The organism is Cohnella zeiphila (assembly GCF_014212055.1).
Classification (GTDB): Bacteria; Bacillota; Bacilli; order Paenibacillales; family Paenibacillaceae; genus Cohnella; species Cohnella zeiphila.
Map to the genome: position 1 here is coordinate 1 of NZ_JACJVO010000065.1, position 18,691 is coordinate 18,691.

An 18,691-nucleotide genomic window follows, 5' to 3' on the forward strand; every position below is an offset into this window, starting at 1 on the left:
GGGGGAAGTGCCCGCTGAAAGGCGTTCAGGAAATCCGTTACTCCGTTCTGCCGCACGGCGACCGCTGGGACCGGGCGGGCGTGCAGCAGGAAAGCGCGAGCTGGAACGAGCCGCTCGTGCCGGTATTCGGGCAGTGGTCCGAACCCGGGGAGTCGAATTCCCTGATGTTCGTCACCGATCCGTCCGTCGAGATCGCGTCGTTCCAGCGGGGCGGGCGGGACGGGTACGTCCGGCTGTTCAACTCCGCGCCGGAGGCCAAGTTCTTCCACCTGATCGTCGACGGGGAGCTGACCCAAGCATCGGCCGTCGAGCTGGACGGCCGTCCGATCGGCGAGCTGAAGAGGAAGCGCGGCAGCCGGGAGCATCGCTGCAGCATTGAGCTGACATTGCGTCCGTTCGGCCTGGCAACGGTCCGGCTGCACGAGCTGTCCGGCAAGAAAGATTCCCAACCATGATGGAGGCAACAACTTGCAGATGAGAAAAGAATGGCTGTACCGGGTGGAGAAGCTGCTGAAGTCCAGGAACGAATATGTCTACACGAAAGTCATGCCGGTTGAGCTTGCGTTTGTTGCGACCGACGACCATTTGAGCTGCGAGGAGGCGGCTGCGCTTCCGTTCGAACCCATCCGTTCCGGCGATCCGTGGGGGCGGGATTGGCAGTATGCCTGGTTCCGCGCGACCGTGACGATTCCCGAAGAGGCGGCGGGCAAGCGGGCCGTCGTCCGGGCCGATCTCGGGTCGGAAGCGACCTTGTTCGTGAACGGAAGCGCGGCCGGGGCGTTCGACCTCCAGCACGACGACGCGCTGCTCAGCCGGAACGCGGCGGCCGGCGATTCCTATCATGTTCTCGCGGAAGCGTACGCCGGCCATTCCGGGCGCCGTCCGCTTCTCGGAGACGCCTTCCTGTGCGCGGTGGAAGAAGAAGTCTACCAATTCTATATCGATCTCGAATGCCTGTATCAAGTCCGCAACCACGTCGACGCAGACTCTCTGCGGACGGCCGATATCGACCGCTGCCTGAGAGAAGTAACGTCCGCGATCGATCTGGGAGGAACGCCGGCCGAACGAGCGGTTAGCGCGGCTCGGTGCCGTCAGATAATGGCGCCGGTTCTGGCCTGCGTGAACGGCTCGACTTCTCCCTTGCTCTATCTGATGGGACAATCGCATCTGGACATCGCGTGGCTGTGGCCGATCGAGGAGACGAAGCGGAAGATCGCGCGAACGATGTCCAACCAATTGGCGCTGATGGAGGAATATCCGGATTATCGCTACGTTCAAAGCCAGCCTTATTTGTTCCAATTGGCGAAAACTTACTACCCCGAGCTGTACGAGCGGATCCGGCAGGCGGTCCGGGAAGGCCGCATCATCCCCGAAGGCGGCATGTGGGTCGAGCCGGATACGAACCTTCCCGGCGGAGAGAGCCTGATCCGCCAGGCGATGCACGGCCAGCGCTTTTTCAAGGAAGAGTTCGGGGTCGACAACCGGATGCTCTGGCTGCCCGACGTGTTCGGCTACTCCGGCAACCTGCCGCAAATCATGCAGGGCTGCGGCCTGACCTACTTCGCTTCGGTCAAGATGTTTCAGACCTACGAGAACATAGTCGATCCGTTCCCCTACAATACGTTCATGTGGGAGGGAATCGACGGCACGCAGGTGCTGACCCATCTGCTCGATTACGGAGATTTTCCGATCCGGGTCAATCCGTCTTTCCTGATCAAGCAATGGAACGAGCGCGTGCAGAAGGACGGCATCGCCACGCGGCTCGTGCAGTTCGGCCACGGAGACGGGGGCGGCGGAGCGAACCGCGACGACCTGGAGTTCCTGAAGCGGCTGGAAAATCTGGAGGGGGTCCCGCGAACGAAGCACGGCTCGCCCATCGAATATTTCGAGGACCAAGCAAGCAGGGGGCTGCCCGATGCGAAATACGTGGGCGAGCTGTATTATCCGGCTCATCGGGGAACGTATACGACGCAAGCGGCGCTCAAACGGCTGAACCGCAAATCGGAGATCGGCCTGCGCGAGGCGGAGCTGTGGGGAACGGCCGCGCTGCTGCTGCGGAAGCGGGAGTACGCCTACGACGAAGCGGACCGCTTGTGGAAAGGGCTGCTGCTGCATCAGTTCCACGATATTTTGCCGGGGACTTCGATTCATCGCGTGAACGAAGAAGCGAGGGCCGAGCTGCTGCGAATCCATGAATCTATCGATAAGAGCGTCGCTGGGACGCAAGCGGCGTTGGCCGACGGAGACGCGGAGGAAGCGACTTTCTTCAACTCGCTCTCGTGGGACCGCACGGACATCGTCGCCCTGCCTGACGGGCTGGCGGCAGGATTGGCGGGAAGCCGTTCGAACCTGCAGCGATACGAAGGCAGAACGTACGCGGAAGTCGGCGTTCCGTCGATGGGATGGGAGGTTTGCTCGTTCGATCGCGCGGGAACGGATGCCTGCGATCATCCTTGCTTGTCGGTGTCGCCGACGCATCTCGAGAATGAATACGTGGCGGTTCGGCTGAACGCCGGCGGCGAAATCATAAGCATCTTCGATAAAGAGAGCGGAATCGAATGGGCGGCCGGAAGGGGCAACGCGTTGAGCCTGTACCGCGACGATCCGTCCGCCTTCGACGCCTGGGAGATCGACCGCCGATATCGGGAGTCGAAGGCGGACATGGTGGCGGAAGCGAACGTCAGCGTCACGGCGGAAGGCCCGCTGTTCGCCAACATCCGCGTGGAGAAGCGGTTAAACGAATCTACGCTGATTCAAAATATTCGTCTTCGCAAAGGCAGCCGGCGCGTCGAGTTCCATACGACGGTGGACTGGCGGGAGAAGAACAAGCTGCTCAAAGTGGACTTCCCCGTCAACCTCCATGCGAACGAATCGCTGCAGGAGATTCAATTCGGTTACGTCAAACGGCCCAATCATGCGTCCCGGCCGCACGACGCCGACCGTTTCGAAGTTTGCCATCACAAGTGGGCGGCGCTGGCCGAACCGAACCGCGGCTTCGCTCTGCTCAACGACTGCAAATACGGCATCAGCGTGACCGGCAACGTGATGAGTCTGACGCTCCTGCGTTCGCCCGCTTTTCCCGACGAAGTCTCGGATCAGGGAACGCACGAGTTTACGTACGCTTTCCTGGTATGGAACGGCTCTTTCTTCGAAAGTCCCGTCGTCCGGGAAGCTTATGAGTTGAACGTTCCCGTACTGGTGCAGCCGAAGGGCAGCGGGCTTGCGGGATTCTCGCTATTGCGGGCAAGCGCGCCCAATATCGTAATCGAGACGGTCAAACCGGCCGAAGACCGGTCGGAGGATGTGGTGATCCGACTCTACGAATGCAAGGGAGCCGGGACGGATTGCCATTTGCAAGCGGGCTTCCCGCTGGAACGCGTCTATGAGACGGATATGCTGGAACATCCGAAGCGAGAGCTTCATCCGAACGGCGATCGGCTCGATCTTTCTTTCCGGCCGTTCGAAGTCAAAACGGTAAGAGTTGCCAACGCCTCCCGAACCGGCCTACAATAAGGAAAAACGGGGGGACAGGTGATTCGATTTGCATCCCGAGGTTCTGGCCGCGCTCATCAACGAGATTCTCGTCAAATCGACGATTCTGGGTTCCGAGAAGTCGTTCGTTCAAGGCTTGACGCCGAAGCAGCTGCACATCGTCATGGAGATCGGAACGAGGACTTTCCGCCACGGCGATCTGGCGGTGCGGCTCGGCGTCGAGCCTTCGACGCTGACCCGCACGCTGAATCCGCTCGTGCAGGGCGGTCTCGCGGACCGGAGCTTAAACCCGGATAACCGGCGGGAGGTGCTCATTCGTCTGACCGAAGCCGGGCTGTCCGTTCTGGAGACGGCGAACGGGAAGATGGAGCAGATCGCGTCCGCTATCCTGGGACAGGTGCCGAAAGAGCAGTTGGCCGAGGTGGAACGCAGCGTCCGAACGCTTCTCGACATCCTGCGCAACAACCGGTTCGATCCGTAAGCAGCCGGGACGCAAGCCCCCCGTTCGCAAGCGAAGAGCAGTCATGGAGGAGGAGAAAGGTTTGGATTTGCGCACGTTCTGCGATCGGATACGGCTTCCGGCCGAGGCACTCGCCGCGATGGAACCGTATCTTTCGATGGAGGAAGCCGAATACGCTTCGTACAAGCGGCGATTTTTGGACGACCGCGATTCGTTCTGGGAGAGCGTCAAAGGGGAGAGCGGCTATCGCCGACTGCTGCTCTACCTGATCTGCCGGCTGGCCGTGGACTCCTATGAGGAATACCGGGCGCTTGGAATCGGGGACGACGTTTACGAAGATACGTTCTCCGATATCCGGATCTGGTGCCTGACCTGCGCGCGGGACCACGGCGAATACGGCATCGAGGAGTTTCATTGGCTGCAGGAACATGTCCAGCTCCGGTTGTTCCGGCTGGGCAGACTTCAGTTCCAGCCTTACGCTTTCGACCGGAACGTCGCGATCGGCGGCCGCAAGGTACAGGCGAGGCAGATCGTGCTGAACGTGCATATTCCGGAAGGAGAGCCGCTCGATCCGCGCGAGGCCGAGGCTTCCTTTGACAAGGCTTCCGTCTTTTTCCGCGGCATCTCTCCGGTCTTCGTCTGCCATTCCTGGCTTCTTTATCCGGGCTTGTCCGCCGTCCTGTCGCCGGAGTCCAACATTTTGCGTTTTCAGCGGCTGTTCGACGTCTTCGAACGGGACGAAACGGATCGGCAGGCGGAGCAGCGCATCTTCGGCCGGGCGCTCGACGATCCGGCGGCTTACGAGGAGCGCACGTCGCTGCAGCGGAACGCCAAGGCCTATCTGGTCTCCGGGCGCAAGCTGGGCAGCGGATACGGAATTCGGATCGGTTATTAAAAAAAACGCCGCTTCGCCAACCGGGCGCAAGCGGCGTTTGCCGTTAATGGGACATCTTCGGCATCGCTTGCGCGTTCGCCGAGCGAGGGGGACGGACGAACAGCGCGGTCAGGACCAGGCAAACAATCGACAGCCCGGTCAGCATCAGAAACGCGGCCCGGAAGCCCGAAGCGAGCGAGGAACCATCGGCGAGAAGGCCCGCAGCCGAGGACGAAGAGGCGCTCGCGCCGGCCCAAGCGGCCGCGACGACGGCGGACACCGTCGTGCCGGCCGCTCCGCCGAACTGCTCGCTCATATTGACCAGACCGGAGGCGATGCCGGTGTTCATCTTTTCCAAGCCGGTGAAGCTTAACAGGTTGACGGAAGGGAACAGCAGCCCCCAGCCGATTCCGCAGACCAGCAGCGCCGGCAGAAGATCGACGGCGTAATGGCCGTCCGCAGGCAGGCGGGAGAAATAGGCGAAAGCCAGCGTGACGCAGATCTGACCGGCGATCAGAATCGATTTTACGCCGAACGGCTTGACGAGCCGCGAGGTCAGGTTCGCGAACAGGATCGTGAGCGCCGCCGCGGCCATATACCCTCCGGCGGTCTGGATCGCCGTAAGGCCGAGCACGTTCTGCATGTACTGCGTCAGCACGAAGAACATCGAGAAATGGCAGACGCCGATCCAGACGCCGATGCCGAGTCCGGCCCGCAGGGTGGGCATGCGAATCAGCGGCTTGGGAATGAGCGGCGACGGGGAGCGCGCCTGGATGCGGACGAACGAAGCCAGCAGAAGAGCGGCCGCCGCGAACGAGGCCAGCGTGACGGGCGCCGTCCAACCGGCGTTCGGAGCGGTCGTCAAGCCGTACAGCAGCACGATCGTTCCCGCCGAGACGGCAATGGCTCCGGGTGCGTCGAATTTGCCTTTGGCTTCGCCTGGAACATCTCGGGGGAGCAGGCGCGCTCCGGCGAGCAGCGCATAGAGGCCCAGCGGCACGTTCAGGAAGAAGAACCAGTTCCAGCCCCAGGCTGACGTGATGATGCCGCCGAACAAGCTGCCAAGCGCGCCGCCGGCGCCGAATACCGCGCCCCAGACGCCGAGCGCGATGTGGCGGTCGCGTCCTTCCGGGAACAGCCTCATCACCGTCGACAGCGCGGTCGGAGAGAGCAAGGCCGCCGCCATGCCCTGAACGCCGCGAAACGCCAGGAGAGACCCGGAAGACCAGGCGAGTCCGCACAGGAGCGAGGCTCCCGAGAACAGGATGACGCCGATCCGAAACATTCGCGACCGTCCCTGCCGGTCGGCGATGCGGCCGCCAAGCAGCAGAAAGCTCCCGAATATCAGCTGATAGATGCCGCTTACCCATTGCAGGCTGGTCTCCGAAAAGCGCAGATCGCGCTGGATGGACGGAAGCGCGACGTTGACGCCGGCAAGGTCGATCACGATCATGAACTGGGCGGCCATTAGCGCGGCCAGCACGAGCCACTTGCCGGCGCTTTGACGGGGCACTTCGGCTTTCGTTTGAACGGGGACGAAATTCATAGGCGATGCCTCCTTTGTATTTGTACTAATACAAATAATGTATAAATACAAATATATGCCGAAATGGCGAAATGTCAATAGGCGGGATGCAAATCATCGTCTTCAAGAAAATCGCGCCGGCTGTCGATATAGATACAAATAGATAGCCAAAGGGGATTCATCGCGAATGAAGAAGAGAACGACCTTGCGCGCGGCCGCATGGGCGGCGGCGCTGCTTCTGGCGGCCGCGCCCTCAGCCGGGGCGGCGGGCAGCGGAAAGATGTACGGTTACGCGGATTCGGCAACGGGCCTGACTTTCGTGCCGATCCGGTTTTTCAGCGAGAGGAGCGGGGCTTCCGTTGACTGGAACAGCGAGCGGAAGAGAGTCTCCATCACGAAAAAGGACGTAAGCGTAACGTTGAACGTGGGCAGCAGAACGGCGGAGGTAAACGGGGAACAGGCAGAGCTGGCCGCAGCTCCCTTCACGGACGGAGGCGTCACCTACGTGCCTCTCCGGTTCATCACCGATGCGCTCAGGCTAAACGCCGAGTGGGATTCTTCGCTGGCATCGGTCAAGCTTCAATTGACGGACGGGGAAGTGACGCTCCCGGTCATCGACCGGGGAGCTCGGCCGGAGGAAGAAGCAGCCTTCTCGCGCGAGACTCGTTCGTTCCGCATCGGTTCGCGAACGATCGAAGCGGAGCTGCTTGCCGTTTCGCTGCTGGCCCCCGGCGTCGACTTATCCGTCGCCCTTGCGGGCGGCAAGGCCGGCGAAACGGAGGAGCTGAAGAACATCGCCGCCCGGACGGGCGCGACCGCCGCGATGAACGGCACTTTTTTCGACGCGTACACGGATGCAGCCAAGAAGAACCCTTACGGCTACATCGTCAGCGACGGCCAGATCGCCTGGCGGGCGGCCGGCGACAAGCGGACGATTTTCGTGTTCGATAAGAGCAACAACGTCGAGTTCGTGGACGGAGCGGATTTCCTCGAACGATTCGACCGGGGAGATGTGGAGGGGGCTTTGCAGGCCGGGCCGCGGCTCCTTCGCGACGGCAAGGTAGCGCTGAACGTGGTGGCCGAGGGCTTCAAGGATCCGAAAATATTGACCGGGGGCGGCGCGCGGAGCGCCATCGGAGTCACGCGCGACCACAGACTCCTCCTCGCGACGGTGCCGGGAGCGACCATCCCCCAGCTGGCGGAAATGATGAAGCAAGCCGGCGCCGTGCAGGCGATGAACTTGGACGGCGGCGCGTCCAGCGGGCTCTATTATAACGGCCGATACGTCACGAAGCCGGGCCGCCCGATCAGCAACGCCCTCGTCATCAAGGGAATGTAACTTTTCTCGCGATCGTCCGCGGATCAGCGCAGCGCTTGCATTTGCGACAGAATCGGTTCGAGATGCCCGGCGAGCCGTTCGGCCGCAAGTTCATGGGCCTTCGCGCCGGGATGGCTTCGGGCGCCCGTCGTTTCCTCCGTCATCGGAGGAAGCGGGTAAACGGAGACATTCCGGTCCCCGGATTGCTCCGCGTAGGACTCGACCGCGCGGCGGATCGCCGGCATCATCGGATCGCCCAGCATGCCGTAGGCCCAAACGAGGTGGGCTCGGGGGTTGCACGCCCGAAGCTTGTGCAGAAAGCTTTGAATCGCCTGTTCCAAAACGTTCAAATCTTCTTGATGATAAGTCCCATCCTCGTTCATGCGCTGCTTGCGAGTCTCGCCGGTGACCGGATCTCTCCATTCCGGCGTGCGAAAAGCGCTCCCGTCGTTCGTTCCCAGATTGACGACCACGGCATCGGGCGGCCAGGAAGCGAAATCATTCCGCCTATGGACGCCCATCGCTTCGTTTTTCTCCCCCGACAATAGGCCGCACACCTGCTCATAGTATTGCGGCAGATTGCAGCGGGGGTTGTTGTCCCAGCCGGTCAGCACGCCCCAGCCGCTCTGAGAGACGATCCGATAGTCCGCATCCAATGCTTCCGCCGTCATCGCCGCGTAGTTGCGGATGGCGCTGAACCACATCGGGATCCAATCTTCCTCCGATCTCGCCCCGATCGCACCCTCGCCGGACGTAATGCTGTCGCCGATAAATTCGATTTTGCGAGAATTGTCCTCGACCGGCAGAAACTGCCCGTCGAATCGGACGGCGCGGAATTGCAGGAAGCCGTTCGGGTCCCCGCTCATCGCCTGCGTATCCTTGACGATCCGGACGTTCTTGACGACGTTCCCGTTCATCCCGCGAAAGACGCAGAGCCAATGCGTTCCGGCCGTCACCATCTGCCTGCTTACCGGCACCGAGTCGATCACGATGCTGACCCAAGGCTCGTACGCATCGTAATCCGCTTCGACTTCCACCCACAGCTCGGAGCCCCTGGCATTGAATTCGAGAGCGCTGCCTGTCCAAAACAACGTGAGCGGAGAAAGGGAGTCCGTCGTTCTTCCATGCACTTTCAAATGCGGGACTTCCGACAAAGCCAACGTCTTCAATCGATCGCTCCGTTTCAACGCCTTCATCCTTCCATGGGTTGCTGTCTGGAATTATAGCACGGCCCGAATCTATTGGAGCATCGGAACAGTTAAAGTTGTCGAATCGGCCGTTTAAAGAAAGCGATCGTCTCGCTGCCGGACGGCGCAACGCCGACCAGTTCCCAGCCGTAGCGTCCCCAGCTGGACAGCGCCTCGTCCAGCATCCAGCTGCTCAGACCGCCCGAGTCTTCGGCCCGGAGCGCATCTCCGAGGGAGACATCGGTCGCGTATTCCCACCGATCGGTACGGTCCGGCTCGTCGCCGACCGGCCGCTCCTGAGGCAGATCCCATCGGACCCGGTTCGCGGAGACGGCCAGGGCGGACAAAATCGTTTCCCGATCGGTCGCTTCCAGCGCAAGCAGGCGCGGCGCCCGGGGAATGCAGAACGAAGCGTGGGAGTGGTATACCTGGAGCAGCATGGTGCCTGCCGGAGTATCGTTCGCGTCGCGCACGACGTACCAGGCAACGCGTTCCCGTTCCTCCGGCGGTCCCCACCTTTCGATGGAATCGTTCCGGTTGAAGCCGTCTTTGACCCGATACCCTTTCTCTTGCAAGAAAGCGCAGACCGGCGCCATAAACTGCTGAATCCATACGCCGTAGGCGCGGTCGCCGTGCTCGGCAAAGATTCGGAGCAGCTCTTCTTTTTTTGCTTCATAGATTTCTTTCCAGGAGAGGGACAGTAGCCGGCCGGCCTCGCGTACGAGCCTCGGGAAAGGGGATGACAGATCATTCAACTCAAATTTCAACTCCTTGATCGAATAATAATTTAATGATGTTAGATTAATAATCTAATGATGTTAGAATAAAATCTCATGTTATAATTGTCAAGACAAAAATCGGAGGGGACGCGGATGGCGAGAAGAAGAACGATTCGGCCGGCGGAAGGCGCGGACAGCTCCGGACCGCTCCATACGCCGCTCGATCGGTCCCGGATCGAAGCGGCGGCGGTGGAGGTGCTGCAGCGGGAAGGGCTGGCGAACATCAGCATGCGGAAGATCGCCGACGAGCTCGGCGTTAAGGCGGCTTCGCTCTACTATCATGTGAGAGACAAGGATGAATTGCATCGTTTGCTGGCGGAAAGGATCGGCTCCGAAGCCCCTTTGCCGGACGCCGCGCTGCCGTGGCGGGAACAGATCGGTCAATGGGCGGCGGACTTCCGCCAGGCGCTGAACCGTTATCGGGACGCCGCCTTTATCATGGGCGCGACGATTGCGGCGACGCCGGCACGGCTCGCTCACATCGAGTTCCTGTTTCGGCTGCTGGCGGATACAGGTTTCGGCGACGAACAAATTCCATGGCTGGCCTCCATGCTGCGGAACTACGTCGTCGGCTTCGCGGACGAGGAGAGCCGTCTGGCCGATCGGGCGCAGAGGTCGGAGATGGACGCGGCGGACCGGGAACGGAAAAACCGGGAAGCGTTCGAGGAGCTGCCTGCGGATCGGTATCCGACCCTCATCCGGCTCAGCGCGATGACCGTATCTCCCGACCTGGACCGGGAGTTCGCTTTCGGTCTTGACGTACTCCTCGACGGCTTTGAAGCGAGGCTGGAGCAAGCCGATTGAAGGCGGGTGTCCTTTCGGCCGTAATCCCCTTCGCTCAGGCAGATGGCCGCCGCGTCGCTCCGTTTTGGCCTTTCGGCCGAAATCCCCGTCGCTCAGGCGACTGGCCGCCGAGAGCGCTGCATTTTGGCCTTCGGCCGAAATCCCCATCGCTCAGGCAGATGGCCGCCGCGTCGCTCCGTTTTGGCCTTTCGGCCGAAATCCCCGTCGCTCAGGCAGATGGCCGTAGCGTCGCTCCGTTTTGGCCTTTCGGCCGAAATCCCCGCCGCTCAGGCAGATGGCCGTAGCGTCGCTCCGTTTTGGCCATTCCGCTGATGGGCTGGAGAAGAGCAGGTTTCCAAAGTGAAGGGGATTTCGGAGGAAAGTGGATTCAAGCATTCGTTCCTGAGTGAAGGGGATTTCGAAGGAAAGTGGGTTCAAGCATAAGTTTTCTGAGGGAACGGGATTTCGAAGTTAAGCGCCGAAAAGGCGCCGGCCGACGGCAAAAAATACGCCGGCAATGACCGTCCGCGGCTGCAGGGCCTCAATCGTTCCAATCGCTCGCTAACGTTTGCGTTTATCCTCTTCGCGCGTCTCTCGGCCCCGTTCGTCCCGATTTTGATCTTCGGGGCGAACGGGGTTTTTCGCGCTGGCGGGTTCGCGAATCTCCTGAGGCAGCCGGCGGGTGACGTGCGGCACGCTGCGCGGCGTGAACTCCAGCTGCTCGTCGGAATAGACGGAGACGAACATCTGCCCCCCGGAAGCGTAGGCGCGGATCAGCACGGGAAGCGGGTATGGGTTGAGGAAAACGAAATCCGGCCCGCCCCAGCTGACGGTCGCGTCCCGACCGGGCAGCACGTACGGGACGTTCCGGCTGTGCGAATAGCGTTGGACGATCTTCAGTCCGGCACGGTCGACGGCGTTGTACAGAGTGGAGGACACCTGGCAGATGCCGCCGCCGATGTCTTCGGACAGTTCGCCGCGGACGATGACGGGCGCCCGCAAGTAGCCTTTGGCAGCGCTGCGGATGCCGACTACTTGATTGAAGGAGAATTTCTCGCCCGGAAACACGACCTTGCTGTCGATCGCCTTGGCGGCCAGGCCGATGTTGTGGGCGCGGTTCCGGTTGCTTGGGTTGAAGTAGGTGGCGTACCCGCCGATCGCTTTCTCGCGGATGGAAGCGATCAATTCGGTATCGACTTTGGCGTAATCGGGCAGAAGGGGCGCTTCGACGGACGCGGGCTCTCCGCCGTAATAGAAAGCTTCGAATTGTTCCATGAACGCGTCCCGGTTCAGCCGATGTCCCGTCCGTTCCGGCACGATGCGCCCGTCGGGCCCGATGACGGCGTCCACCGGCGAGGTCCGGACGGCTTTGTCGACACGGCCGGCGAACGCCTCCAGCTGCCGGGCATCAACCAGCGGAACTGCGGGCAACGTATAATCAGAGCGTTTGGCCTGAGCGACCGTTTTTCCCTCGTGGGTCACCGACAGGAGAACGTCCGGGATCGGAGCGTTCGCTCCCGAGGTATGCTGAAGCCAGAAGGCAAGGCCGGCCATCACGATCCATTTCATAAGTTCGCACCTTCTTTACCGCGGCGATGGCGTCCGGATTTCAAGATCATAGCATGTCCGGACCGGCGCCAACTTATCAGGACGGAGGAAGCATCCCATGCGTTTCGTAAATTTTGCCGTCGCCGCGCTATTGCTTGCGGGAGGGATGGCACTGCCGGCGAAGACTTCCGCATCCGAACCGGTCTGGCTGTCCGTTCGCGCCAGTCCCCGCGCAGTCTACGAAGCAGGCGAAGCCTGGAACGATGCCGGCTTCGGGCGGGCACTCGCGAAGGCGGAGACGGCCGGCACCGCGAGCAGGCCGGAGCTGACGGATCTGTACGTTCGCTGGAACAACCGCGAGTTCCGGGCGGAGACGTCGGGCGATCTGTGGGAAGAACAAACCGGCAGAAGGCTTGTCCTGCCTCCGGACCAGCGGGCAAAGCTGGGGAAGGAAGCGAAGGCGCTGCGCGGCAAGCTGTACGGGGAACGAATCTCCTGGACGCGGGCGAAGCAAATCATGCCGCGCAAAAGCTTTCTGACCGTCCGCGACATCGAGAGCGGTCTTTTCTTCCGGGTCCAGCACCGGGCCGGAAGGGACCATGCGGACGTTCAACCGGTGTCGAAGCAGGATACCGCCGTGATGAAGGAAATTTACGGCGGCGCGTGGAGCTGGCGGCGCCGGGCGATCGTCGTCGAAGCCGGGGGAGGACGATGGGCGGCTTCGATGAACGGGATGCCGCACGGCGGCGACGGCATTCCGGGCAACGGCTTTTCCGGCCACTTCTGCATTCACTTCGATGGAAGCTCGACGCATCGGTCGGAAGAGCCCGATCCGGCTCACCGGATGATGATCTACAAGGCGGCGGGCCAGCCGCGCGCCTTCCTGCAGACCGCCGAACCGGCTCAGCTCGCGCAAAGTCTGGTCGAGGCGATGAACCAGCACGACGGGGAGTGGGTCCGTCTCCTGCTCGAAGGGGTGGATCGCACCGAAGCCGAGCAGGCGGAACGGTTGGCAAGCCGGCTGGTCGCGATTCGGCTCGTTCGGCTGCATATTTCCGAAAAGGAGTCGGGGCCGCTGACGGCGCTGGGCGAAGCGGAGGCGGACTGGCAGCAGGAGGGAGGTGGCAAGCGGAGCTCCGGGCTGACGTTCCGGTACGTTCGCCCTTCGCCGCTTGATCCCTGGCGCCTGGACGAGCTTGTCCTCCATCGGGCTTAAAGCAAAAACTCCCCCGGCCGGCAGCGCAACCGGCAGCCGCCGAGGGAGTCGCTTATCGTCCAGGCCAGGTCACGCTTTAAGTCCGCCGAGCAGCGGCATAATCGTTTTGACCATATTCATCCCCATCTGAATCACCGGCAGCGCCTTCGACATAAACCCCATCAAATCCGTCAAGCTGCCCAAGCCTCCGAAAAGTCCTCCTGCAGCCGCTCCTCCCGCCGCCGCTCCTCCTGCCGCAGCGGCTTCGGCTTCTTCAACCAGCGCGGATATGCGGGCAAGCTGCCGGCGGGAAGGGCCGGATGCGGGCATTCTGCCGCTGCCGGGCAAGCCGGAGAGCACAAGCTGCCCGTCGCGGACGCCGCGGACCCAACCGACGTAATAGCGTCCGTCCCGAAGAACGACGCACACGGGACCCCCGGTAGGCGCGGCGGGTTTCTTCGGCGCTCTGCTTTTCGATTTGACCGCCATTACCGTTCACCTCGCTTTCCATGATGTACAGGATATGCCAAAAGGCGTGACGGCGCTTGTACGTTCGTCTGTATCCCAAAAGTTTGCGGCCCTCCTCTTTTTTCCTGTATCCTGAACCTAAACGAAGCTGACAAGGAGAGCGGCCATGATCAAGATCGTGTTCCTGAGGCATGGACAGAGCGTCTATAATTTGGAAAACCGGTTCACCGGCTGGACCGACGCCGACTTGTCCGAGCAGGGCAAGCAGGAAGCCCGCCGCGCGGGAGAAATTCTGAGGTCGAACGGTTACGCGTTCGATTCGTCCCATTGCTCCTTGCTCACCCGCGCGATCCGAACGCTGTGGATCGTTCTGGACGAGATGGGACAGCTCTGGATTCCCGTCTCCAAATCGTGGATGCTGAACGAGCGGCACTACGGAGCGCTGCAAGGATTGAACAAGGCGGAAACGGCGCGGAAGTTCGGCGACGAGCAGGTAAAGCTGTGGAGAAGGTCGGTGAGCGTGCGTCCTCCGGCGCTCTCTCCGGATGACCCCCGCTGCGAGCGGCTTGATCCGAGATATCGGGGAATCGAGAGCTCCGTGCCGCTGACGGAAAACCTGGACGATACGGGCGAGCGCGTTCTTCGCTATTGGCAGGAGACGATCTCTCCCGAGCTTCGCCAGGGCCGGAAGCTGATCGTATCCGCGCACGGGAACACGCTGCGGGCGCTCGTTCGATACTTGGACCGGCTTCCGGAAGACGGCGTCGTCGACCTGAACATTCCGACCGGCGTTCCTCTCGTGTACGAGCTAGACGAGGAGCTCCGTCCGCTCCGGCATTATTATCTGGCTGGGGAAGGCGCGATGCCGGACGGAGAATGAGGCACCTTCTGCCGGGCGGGGCAAGCGCCGTCAGTCGCCGTAATGCTGGCGGAAGACGGTCGGCGTCATGCCGGCCACGCGGCGGAACGTGCCGACGAAGTGGCTGAAATCCTGAAAGCCGACGTCCGCCGCGATGTCCTTGACCGCGCGTTCGCGACGGTGAAGCAGCAGCTCCTTCGCTTTCTGGATTCGGAATCTCAGCAAATATTGGTAAGGGCTGATGCCCAGGCTTTTGCGGAAAAGCGTATGCAGGCGCTGGGGGCTGACTCCCAGCGTATCCGCCATCAGCGGAAGTCCCAGATCGGGGTCGGAAAATCTCTCTTCGATCATTAGATATACGGGCGTGAGCCGCTCATGCTCGCGGGACAGCGAGAGCTGGCCGCTCGCTTGCCCGTGCTGCTTGAGCAGCGTCAGGAACGTATACACCTCGAGCGCTCCGTTCAGCCCCGCGAAATCGAAGCTGTACCGGCATTTCTCCTCGTATTGATCATGAATTTGGGACAGCGGGCATTGCTCGTCCCAGCTCAGCGCCTCCATGCGATGCAGCTCCAGCGAAGCCGTGATCGGGTTCGCCAGCGCCCCGTCGAACGTCAGATACCACGTCGACCAGAATTCCGTCAGCGGATGATAGCGGTGCGGCACGTCCGGCCGCAGCAGCACGCCTTGACGCGGCCCCAGCCGATACGTCCGGCCGAGCACCGTGAACTCGCCGGCGCCTTCGATCGTATGCAGCCAATGAAAGCCGTCGAACCCCGACTCGCGGGCGATCGCCGTCTGGTGCTTCGTACAGCCTACGGAGGTCAGATGAAGCGGCAGCTGCTCGCTCCATCCGGTCGTAACGAAGTGCCTGGAATACGCCTCTGGCATGCGAATCCTCGCTTTCATTTTCCCCTATTGAATTTGAGTTATCTTATATATTAATCGTATTTTCGTTCCGCTACAATGAGAGCGTAAATTGGTTTTTCTCCTATAATACGGCGATTGGAGCGTGAACGGATTGACGGTCAAACTAGGATTTGTCGGCACCGGAGGCATCGCGAGTTTCCATATCAAGAACCTGGTCCAGATGGAAGGGGTCGAGCTTGCGGCCTTCTTCGACACGGATGCGCAGCGCGCGCAGAAGGCGGCGTCCGAGCATGCGGGCGCGAAAGCGTTCTCGAATTTGGACGAGATGCTCGACGGCTCGAAGCTGGACGGCTTGTATATCTGCGTCCCCCCGATGGCGCACGGCGAGGCGGAATCCAAAGCGATCGAACGCGGGCTGCCGTTTCTCGTCGAGAAGCCGCTCGGCCTGGACCGCGGCGTTCCGGAAGAGATCGCGCGCCGCGTCGCGGAGAAGAAGCTGCTCACCGCGGTCGGCTATCATTGGCGCTATAACGATACGATGGCGGAAGCGAAGAGATTGCTCGCGGAGAGCCGGACGGGCATGGCGCTCGGCTACTGGATGGGCGGCATGCCGATGGTTCCTTGGTGGCGGGTGATGAAAGGCTCGGGCGGCCAATTCGTCGAGCAGACGACGCATATCGTCGACCTGCTTCGCTTCCTGTGCGGCGAAGTGACGGAAGTGTACGCGGCGTACGCGCTTCGGGACATGGACCGGCAAGTGCCCGGCACCGACGTTCCCGACGTCGGCACCGTCACCTTCAAACTGGCGAGCGGAGCGGTGGCCACGGTCTCGAACACTTGCCTGCTGCCGGTCGGTCATCATGTCGGTCTCGACGTGTATACCGATCGCGGCGTTCTGGAGGTGCGCGGCAACGAACTGAAGGACATTACGAAGACGGAGACGAGATCCGTGCGGAACGTCTCCAACCCCTACTATGTCGAAGACGAGGCGTTCGTCCATGCCCTGCGGACGGGAGACTCCTCGCGCATTCTGTCCGACTATGCGGACGCCCTGCTCACGCATGAAGTGACCGTTGCCGCGAACGAATCCGCGGCCGGCGGCAAGCCGGTGGCCATCTCGTCCGGCGCAAAGGAAGGTGCGGGCGCATGAAGTTTTCTCTTTGCATCGGAGCATACAGCGGCAAGGACGAGGTATATCACCTCGAGAAGATCAAGGAGCACGGCTTCCACGGCCTCGAGTATTACGCCTGGTGGAATCTGAAGGACCTGAAGGCGACGGCGCGCGAGCAGGAGCGGATCGGCGTCGGCATCAGCGCCACCTGCACGAAATTCATCAGCCTGGTGGACGAATCGCTGCGCGACGATTACCTGCAAGGCGTCCGCGATACGATCGAGGCTTGCCGAATTCTCGGCGTGACGTCCGTCATCTCCCAGACCGGCAACGTGCAGGACGGCGTCCCCCGCGACCGGCAGCGCGAGACGATGATCGAGACGCTGAAGCGGGCCGCGCCGCTGCTTGAACAAGCCGGCATCACCCTGGAGGTCGAGCCGTTGAACGGCCTGGTCGACCACCCGGGCCATTTCCTGCAGCGCTCGGACGAATCGGTCGAAGTCGTCGACCGGGTCGGCAGCCCGAACGTGAAGCTGGTGTTCGACGTGTACCATCAGCAGATCACCGAAGGGAACGTCATCCGCAACGCGATCGGCTATCTGGACCGGATCAACCACTACCACATCGCCGACAACCCGGGCCGCAAGCAGCCGGGCACGGGCGAGCTGAACTACGTCAACATCCTGAAGGCGATCAAGGACACCGGCTTCGGCGGTTTTGTCGGTCTCGAATGCGGCTACACCATCGATACCGACGAAGCGATCCGTCAATTCAAGCGCGACGTGCTCGCTCCTGTGTTGGGCTAATCCGGCGAAAGAGGCTTGCCCGATCTTCAAGTCAAAGCCCGCTGCGCCGAAGCAGCGGGCTTTGCTGACGGGCTTGCTGCCGAATCCCGTCGTTTGGATGCCATTTGGCCTTATTTGCCTGCTTTCCGCCGAAATTCCCTTCGCTCAGAATCGGGTTAGTACCCGGGTTCCTGAGCGAGGGGGATTTCGAAGAAAAGAGCTAATCGAAGGAGATAGAGGGGGATGAGAGCGCAAGCAGCATTCGGCGTTCATCAATCGGCGGAGCTCATGATTGAACGAACGGGATTGCGACCGGAGCCTCGTTCGATGGTCAACTTGTTTTGGATGTCTCCTGTTTCTCCGTCACGGTGCCGTCGGGTCCGATCGTGGCGTTGAAGGAGATCTTGTTCAGCTTCGCGTAGGTCGCCGCATTGAATTTCGCGTCCATCAGGCTCGGCTGCGTATTCCGGATCAGGGCGGGCGTCACTTGGGCCTCTACTTGGCCGTCCGGCGCGAACGACAGCTTCGCGATCATCGTCGTGTTCGTCAAAGCGCTTCCGGCGGTAAAGACGAAGTTGCCGAGCGAATAGAAGATCGGTTTTCCCTTATACCATTCGATCCCCTGCAGACAGTGGCTGTGAGCGCCGATTACCGCGTCGGCCCCCGCGTTGATGAACGCTTTCGCGTATTCCCTCGCATAAGCTTCCGGGTACTCCTTGCGCTCCTTGTTCCAATGGATGTATACGATCGTAACGTCCGACGCTTCCTCCGTTTTCTTAAGATAGCTCAACATCGGCTCCATGGAATAGCCTTGGGCGATGCCCGGCTTGTTCGCCCCCGCATACCAGCTTCCATCCGGAAGAACCCGGCTGATTCCGAGAATGGCGACTTTCCGGCCGCGAACTTCCTTCACGAACGGCTGGAACGCTTGCTCCGTATTGTTGCCGGCTCCCGTATGCCCCAGCCTATAAGCGTCGAGGTTCGCGAGCGTGTCCTGAAGAGCGGCGGTGCCGTAATCCATCGTATGGTTGTTGGCGACGGTCACTCCGTCGAAGCCGGCGTCGACGAGCCCTTGCAGCGACTCCGGCCGCGACCGGAACGTGAACTGCTTGTCCTGCGGCGTTCCCCGTTCCGAGACGGACGTCTCCAGGTTGCCGAACGTGACGTCCGCGTCGGCCAATGTCTCGGCGGTCTTCGCGAAAGGATAGCCGACGCCGTATTTGCGGATGTTGGTGTCGACCGTGCTTGCCAGCAGCATATCGCCGACAAGGTTTACCGTAACCGGAACCTCCGGTTCTTCATCGGAATCGGAGGCGGCCGTGCCGGCCATCGCCTCCTCCGACATCGAATCGGCGACCGATGCGGGACTGCGGAAACGTTCCGATATCGCGCCGGCGGGAAAAGCGATCAGAAGCGACAACAACATCGTCAGAAACATCC

The 18,691-nt window shown here is 61.5% G+C and carries 17 protein-coding genes; 10 read left to right on the forward strand and 7 right to left on the reverse strand.

The genetic code is table 11. The features are described from left to right. The 4 genes from H7C18_RS34230 to H7C18_RS34245 form a co-directional block, all read left to right on the forward strand. Nucleotides 1-455: hypothetical protein (locus H7C18_RS34230; RefSeq protein ID WP_185133623.1), on the forward strand; the 455-nt coding region annotated here is incomplete at its 5' end. Between the two features lie 19 nt (nt 456-474). Then, nucleotides 475-3,513, forward strand: coding sequence for an alpha-mannosidase (locus H7C18_RS34235; protein WP_238358153.1), 3,039 nt, complete (start codon nt 475-477; stop codon nt 3,511-3,513). A gap of 28 nt (nt 3,514-3,541) precedes the next feature. Next, nucleotides 3,542-3,973 (forward strand): MarR family winged helix-turn-helix transcriptional regulator, encoded by a 432-nt coding sequence (locus H7C18_RS34240; protein ID WP_185133625.1) that lies wholly within the window; start codon nt 3,542-3,544, stop codon nt 3,971-3,973. A gap of 61 nt (nt 3,974-4,034) precedes the next feature. Further along, complete coding sequence (locus H7C18_RS34245; protein ID WP_185133626.1) at nt 4,035-4,847, forward strand: acyltransferase domain-containing protein; 813 nt, start codon at nt 4,035-4,037, stop codon at nt 4,845-4,847. Nucleotides 4,848-4,890: 43 nt separating this feature from the next. Here H7C18_RS34245 and H7C18_RS34250 read toward each other — a convergent pair whose 3' ends face one another. Then, nucleotides 4,891-6,372, reverse strand: coding sequence for an MFS transporter (locus H7C18_RS34250; RefSeq protein WP_185133627.1), 1,482 nt, complete (start codon nt 6,370-6,372; stop codon nt 4,891-4,893). A 166-nt stretch (nt 6,373-6,538) separates the two neighbouring features. Between H7C18_RS34250 and H7C18_RS34255 the strand changes: the two genes are divergently transcribed. Beyond that, nucleotides 6,539-7,690 (forward strand): phosphodiester glycosidase family protein, encoded by a 1,152-nt coding sequence (locus H7C18_RS34255; RefSeq protein WP_185133628.1) that lies wholly within the window; start codon nt 6,539-6,541, stop codon nt 7,688-7,690. Nucleotides 7,691-7,713: 23 nt separating this feature from the next. Here H7C18_RS34255 and H7C18_RS34260 read toward each other — a convergent pair whose 3' ends face one another. Both H7C18_RS34260 and H7C18_RS34265 read right to left on the reverse strand, forming a co-directional pair. After that, complete coding sequence (locus H7C18_RS34260; protein WP_185133629.1) at nt 7,714-8,856, reverse strand: SGNH/GDSL hydrolase family protein; 1,143 nt, start codon at nt 8,854-8,856, stop codon at nt 7,714-7,716. Between the two features lie 71 nt (nt 8,857-8,927). Further along, nucleotides 8,928-9,611 (reverse strand): DUF6022 family protein, encoded by a 684-nt coding sequence (locus tag H7C18_RS34265; RefSeq protein ID WP_238358152.1) that lies wholly within the window; start codon nt 9,609-9,611, stop codon nt 8,928-8,930. Nucleotides 9,612-9,728: 117 nt separating this feature from the next. Between H7C18_RS34265 and H7C18_RS34270 the strand changes: the two genes are divergently transcribed. Further along, nucleotides 9,729-10,439: a TetR/AcrR family transcriptional regulator C-terminal domain-containing protein gene (locus H7C18_RS34270; RefSeq protein ID WP_185133630.1), complete on the forward strand. Its 711-nt coding sequence runs from the start codon at nt 9,729-9,731 to the stop codon at nt 10,437-10,439. A gap of 540 nt (nt 10,440-10,979) precedes the next feature. Here the strand turns inward: H7C18_RS34270 and H7C18_RS34275 are convergent. Then, the gene (locus tag H7C18_RS34275) at nt 10,980-11,987 is read right to left on the reverse strand and encodes a VanW family protein (RefSeq protein WP_185133631.1); all 1,008 of its coding nucleotides are present in this window, start codon (nt 11,985-11,987) and stop codon (nt 10,980-10,982) included. 97 nt (nt 11,988-12,084) lie between these two features. On the opposite strand from H7C18_RS34275, the gene H7C18_RS34280 reads away from it, so the two are divergent. Then, entirely contained in the window at nt 12,085-13,182 is a 1,098-nt protein-coding gene (locus tag H7C18_RS34280) for a hypothetical protein (protein WP_185133632.1), read from the forward strand. A gap of 69 nt (nt 13,183-13,251) precedes the next feature. Here H7C18_RS34280 and H7C18_RS34285 read toward each other — a convergent pair whose 3' ends face one another. Continuing rightward, the gene (locus tag H7C18_RS34285) at nt 13,252-13,650 is read right to left on the reverse strand and encodes a hypothetical protein (RefSeq protein WP_185133633.1); all 399 of its coding nucleotides are present in this window, start codon (nt 13,648-13,650) and stop codon (nt 13,252-13,254) included. 145 nt (nt 13,651-13,795) lie between these two features. On the opposite strand from H7C18_RS34285, the gene gpmA reads away from it, so the two are divergent. Next, nucleotides 13,796-14,509 (forward strand): 2,3-diphosphoglycerate-dependent phosphoglycerate mutase, encoded by a 714-nt coding sequence (gene gpmA / locus H7C18_RS34290; RefSeq protein WP_185133634.1) that lies wholly within the window; start codon nt 13,796-13,798, stop codon nt 14,507-14,509. Between the two features lie 30 nt (nt 14,510-14,539). On the opposite strand, the gene H7C18_RS34295 is transcribed toward gpmA, so the two are convergent. After that, complete coding sequence (locus H7C18_RS34295; RefSeq protein ID WP_185133635.1) at nt 14,540-15,376, reverse strand: AraC family transcriptional regulator; 837 nt, start codon at nt 15,374-15,376, stop codon at nt 14,540-14,542. A 121-nt stretch (nt 15,377-15,497) separates the two neighbouring features. Here H7C18_RS34295 and H7C18_RS34300 point away from each other — a divergent pair, with 121 nt between their 5' ends. Both H7C18_RS34300 and H7C18_RS34305 read left to right on the forward strand, forming a co-directional pair. Next, entirely contained in the window at nt 15,498-16,505 is a 1,008-nt protein-coding gene (locus H7C18_RS34300; RefSeq protein WP_337914087.1) for a Gfo/Idh/MocA family protein, read from the forward strand. Beyond that, nucleotides 16,502-17,272, forward strand: coding sequence for a hydroxypyruvate isomerase family protein (locus tag H7C18_RS34305; protein ID WP_185133636.1), 771 nt, complete (start codon nt 16,502-16,504; stop codon nt 17,270-17,272). The genes H7C18_RS34300 and H7C18_RS34305 overlap by 4 nt, the downstream gene beginning before the upstream one ends. 310 nt (nt 17,273-17,582) lie before the next feature. Here the strand turns inward: H7C18_RS34305 and H7C18_RS34310 are convergent, their stop codons facing one another. Beyond that, on the reverse strand, nt 17,583-18,677 hold the full coding sequence (locus H7C18_RS34310) for a CapA family protein (protein WP_185133637.1): 1,095 nt from the start codon (nt 18,675-18,677) through the stop codon (nt 17,583-17,585). Nucleotides 18,678-18,691 lie beyond the last annotated feature (14 nt).

Bases quoted from the DNA above. Each gene is read 5' to 3' on its own strand.
- H7C18_RS34235 (WP_238358153.1), top strand. From the start codon at position 475: ATGAGAAAAGAATGGCTGTACCGGGTGGAGAAGCTGCTGAAGTCCAGG.
- H7C18_RS34250 (WP_185133627.1), bottom strand. From the start codon at position 6,372: ATGAATTTCGTCCCCGTTCAAACGAAAGCCGAAGTGCCCCGTCAAAGC.
- H7C18_RS34255 (WP_185133628.1), top strand. From the start codon at position 6,539: ATGAAGAAGAGAACGACCTTGCGCGCGGCCGCATGGGCGGCGGCGCTG.
- H7C18_RS34270 (WP_185133630.1), top strand. From the start codon at position 9,729: ATGGCGAGAAGAAGAACGATTCGGCCGGCGGAAGGCGCGGACAGCTCC.
- H7C18_RS34275 (WP_185133631.1), bottom strand. From the start codon at position 11,987: ATGAAATGGATCGTGATGGCCGGCCTTGCCTTCTGGCTTCAGCATACC.
- H7C18_RS34280 (WP_185133632.1), top strand. From the start codon at position 12,085: ATGCGTTTCGTAAATTTTGCCGTCGCCGCGCTATTGCTTGCGGGAGGG.
- H7C18_RS34285 (WP_185133633.1), bottom strand. From the start codon at position 13,650: ATGGCGGTCAAATCGAAAAGCAGAGCGCCGAAGAAACCCGCCGCGCCT.
- gpmA (WP_185133634.1), top strand. From the start codon at position 13,796: ATGATCAAGATCGTGTTCCTGAGGCATGGACAGAGCGTCTATAATTTG.
- H7C18_RS34295 (WP_185133635.1), bottom strand. From the start codon at position 15,376: ATGCCAGAGGCGTATTCCAGGCACTTCGTTACGACCGGATGGAGCGAG.
- H7C18_RS34305 (WP_185133636.1), top strand. From the start codon at position 16,502: ATGAAGTTTTCTCTTTGCATCGGAGCATACAGCGGCAAGGACGAGGTA.
- H7C18_RS34310 (WP_185133637.1), bottom strand. From the start codon at position 18,677: ATGTTGTTGTCGCTTCTGATCGCTTTTCCCGCCGGCGCGATATCGGAA.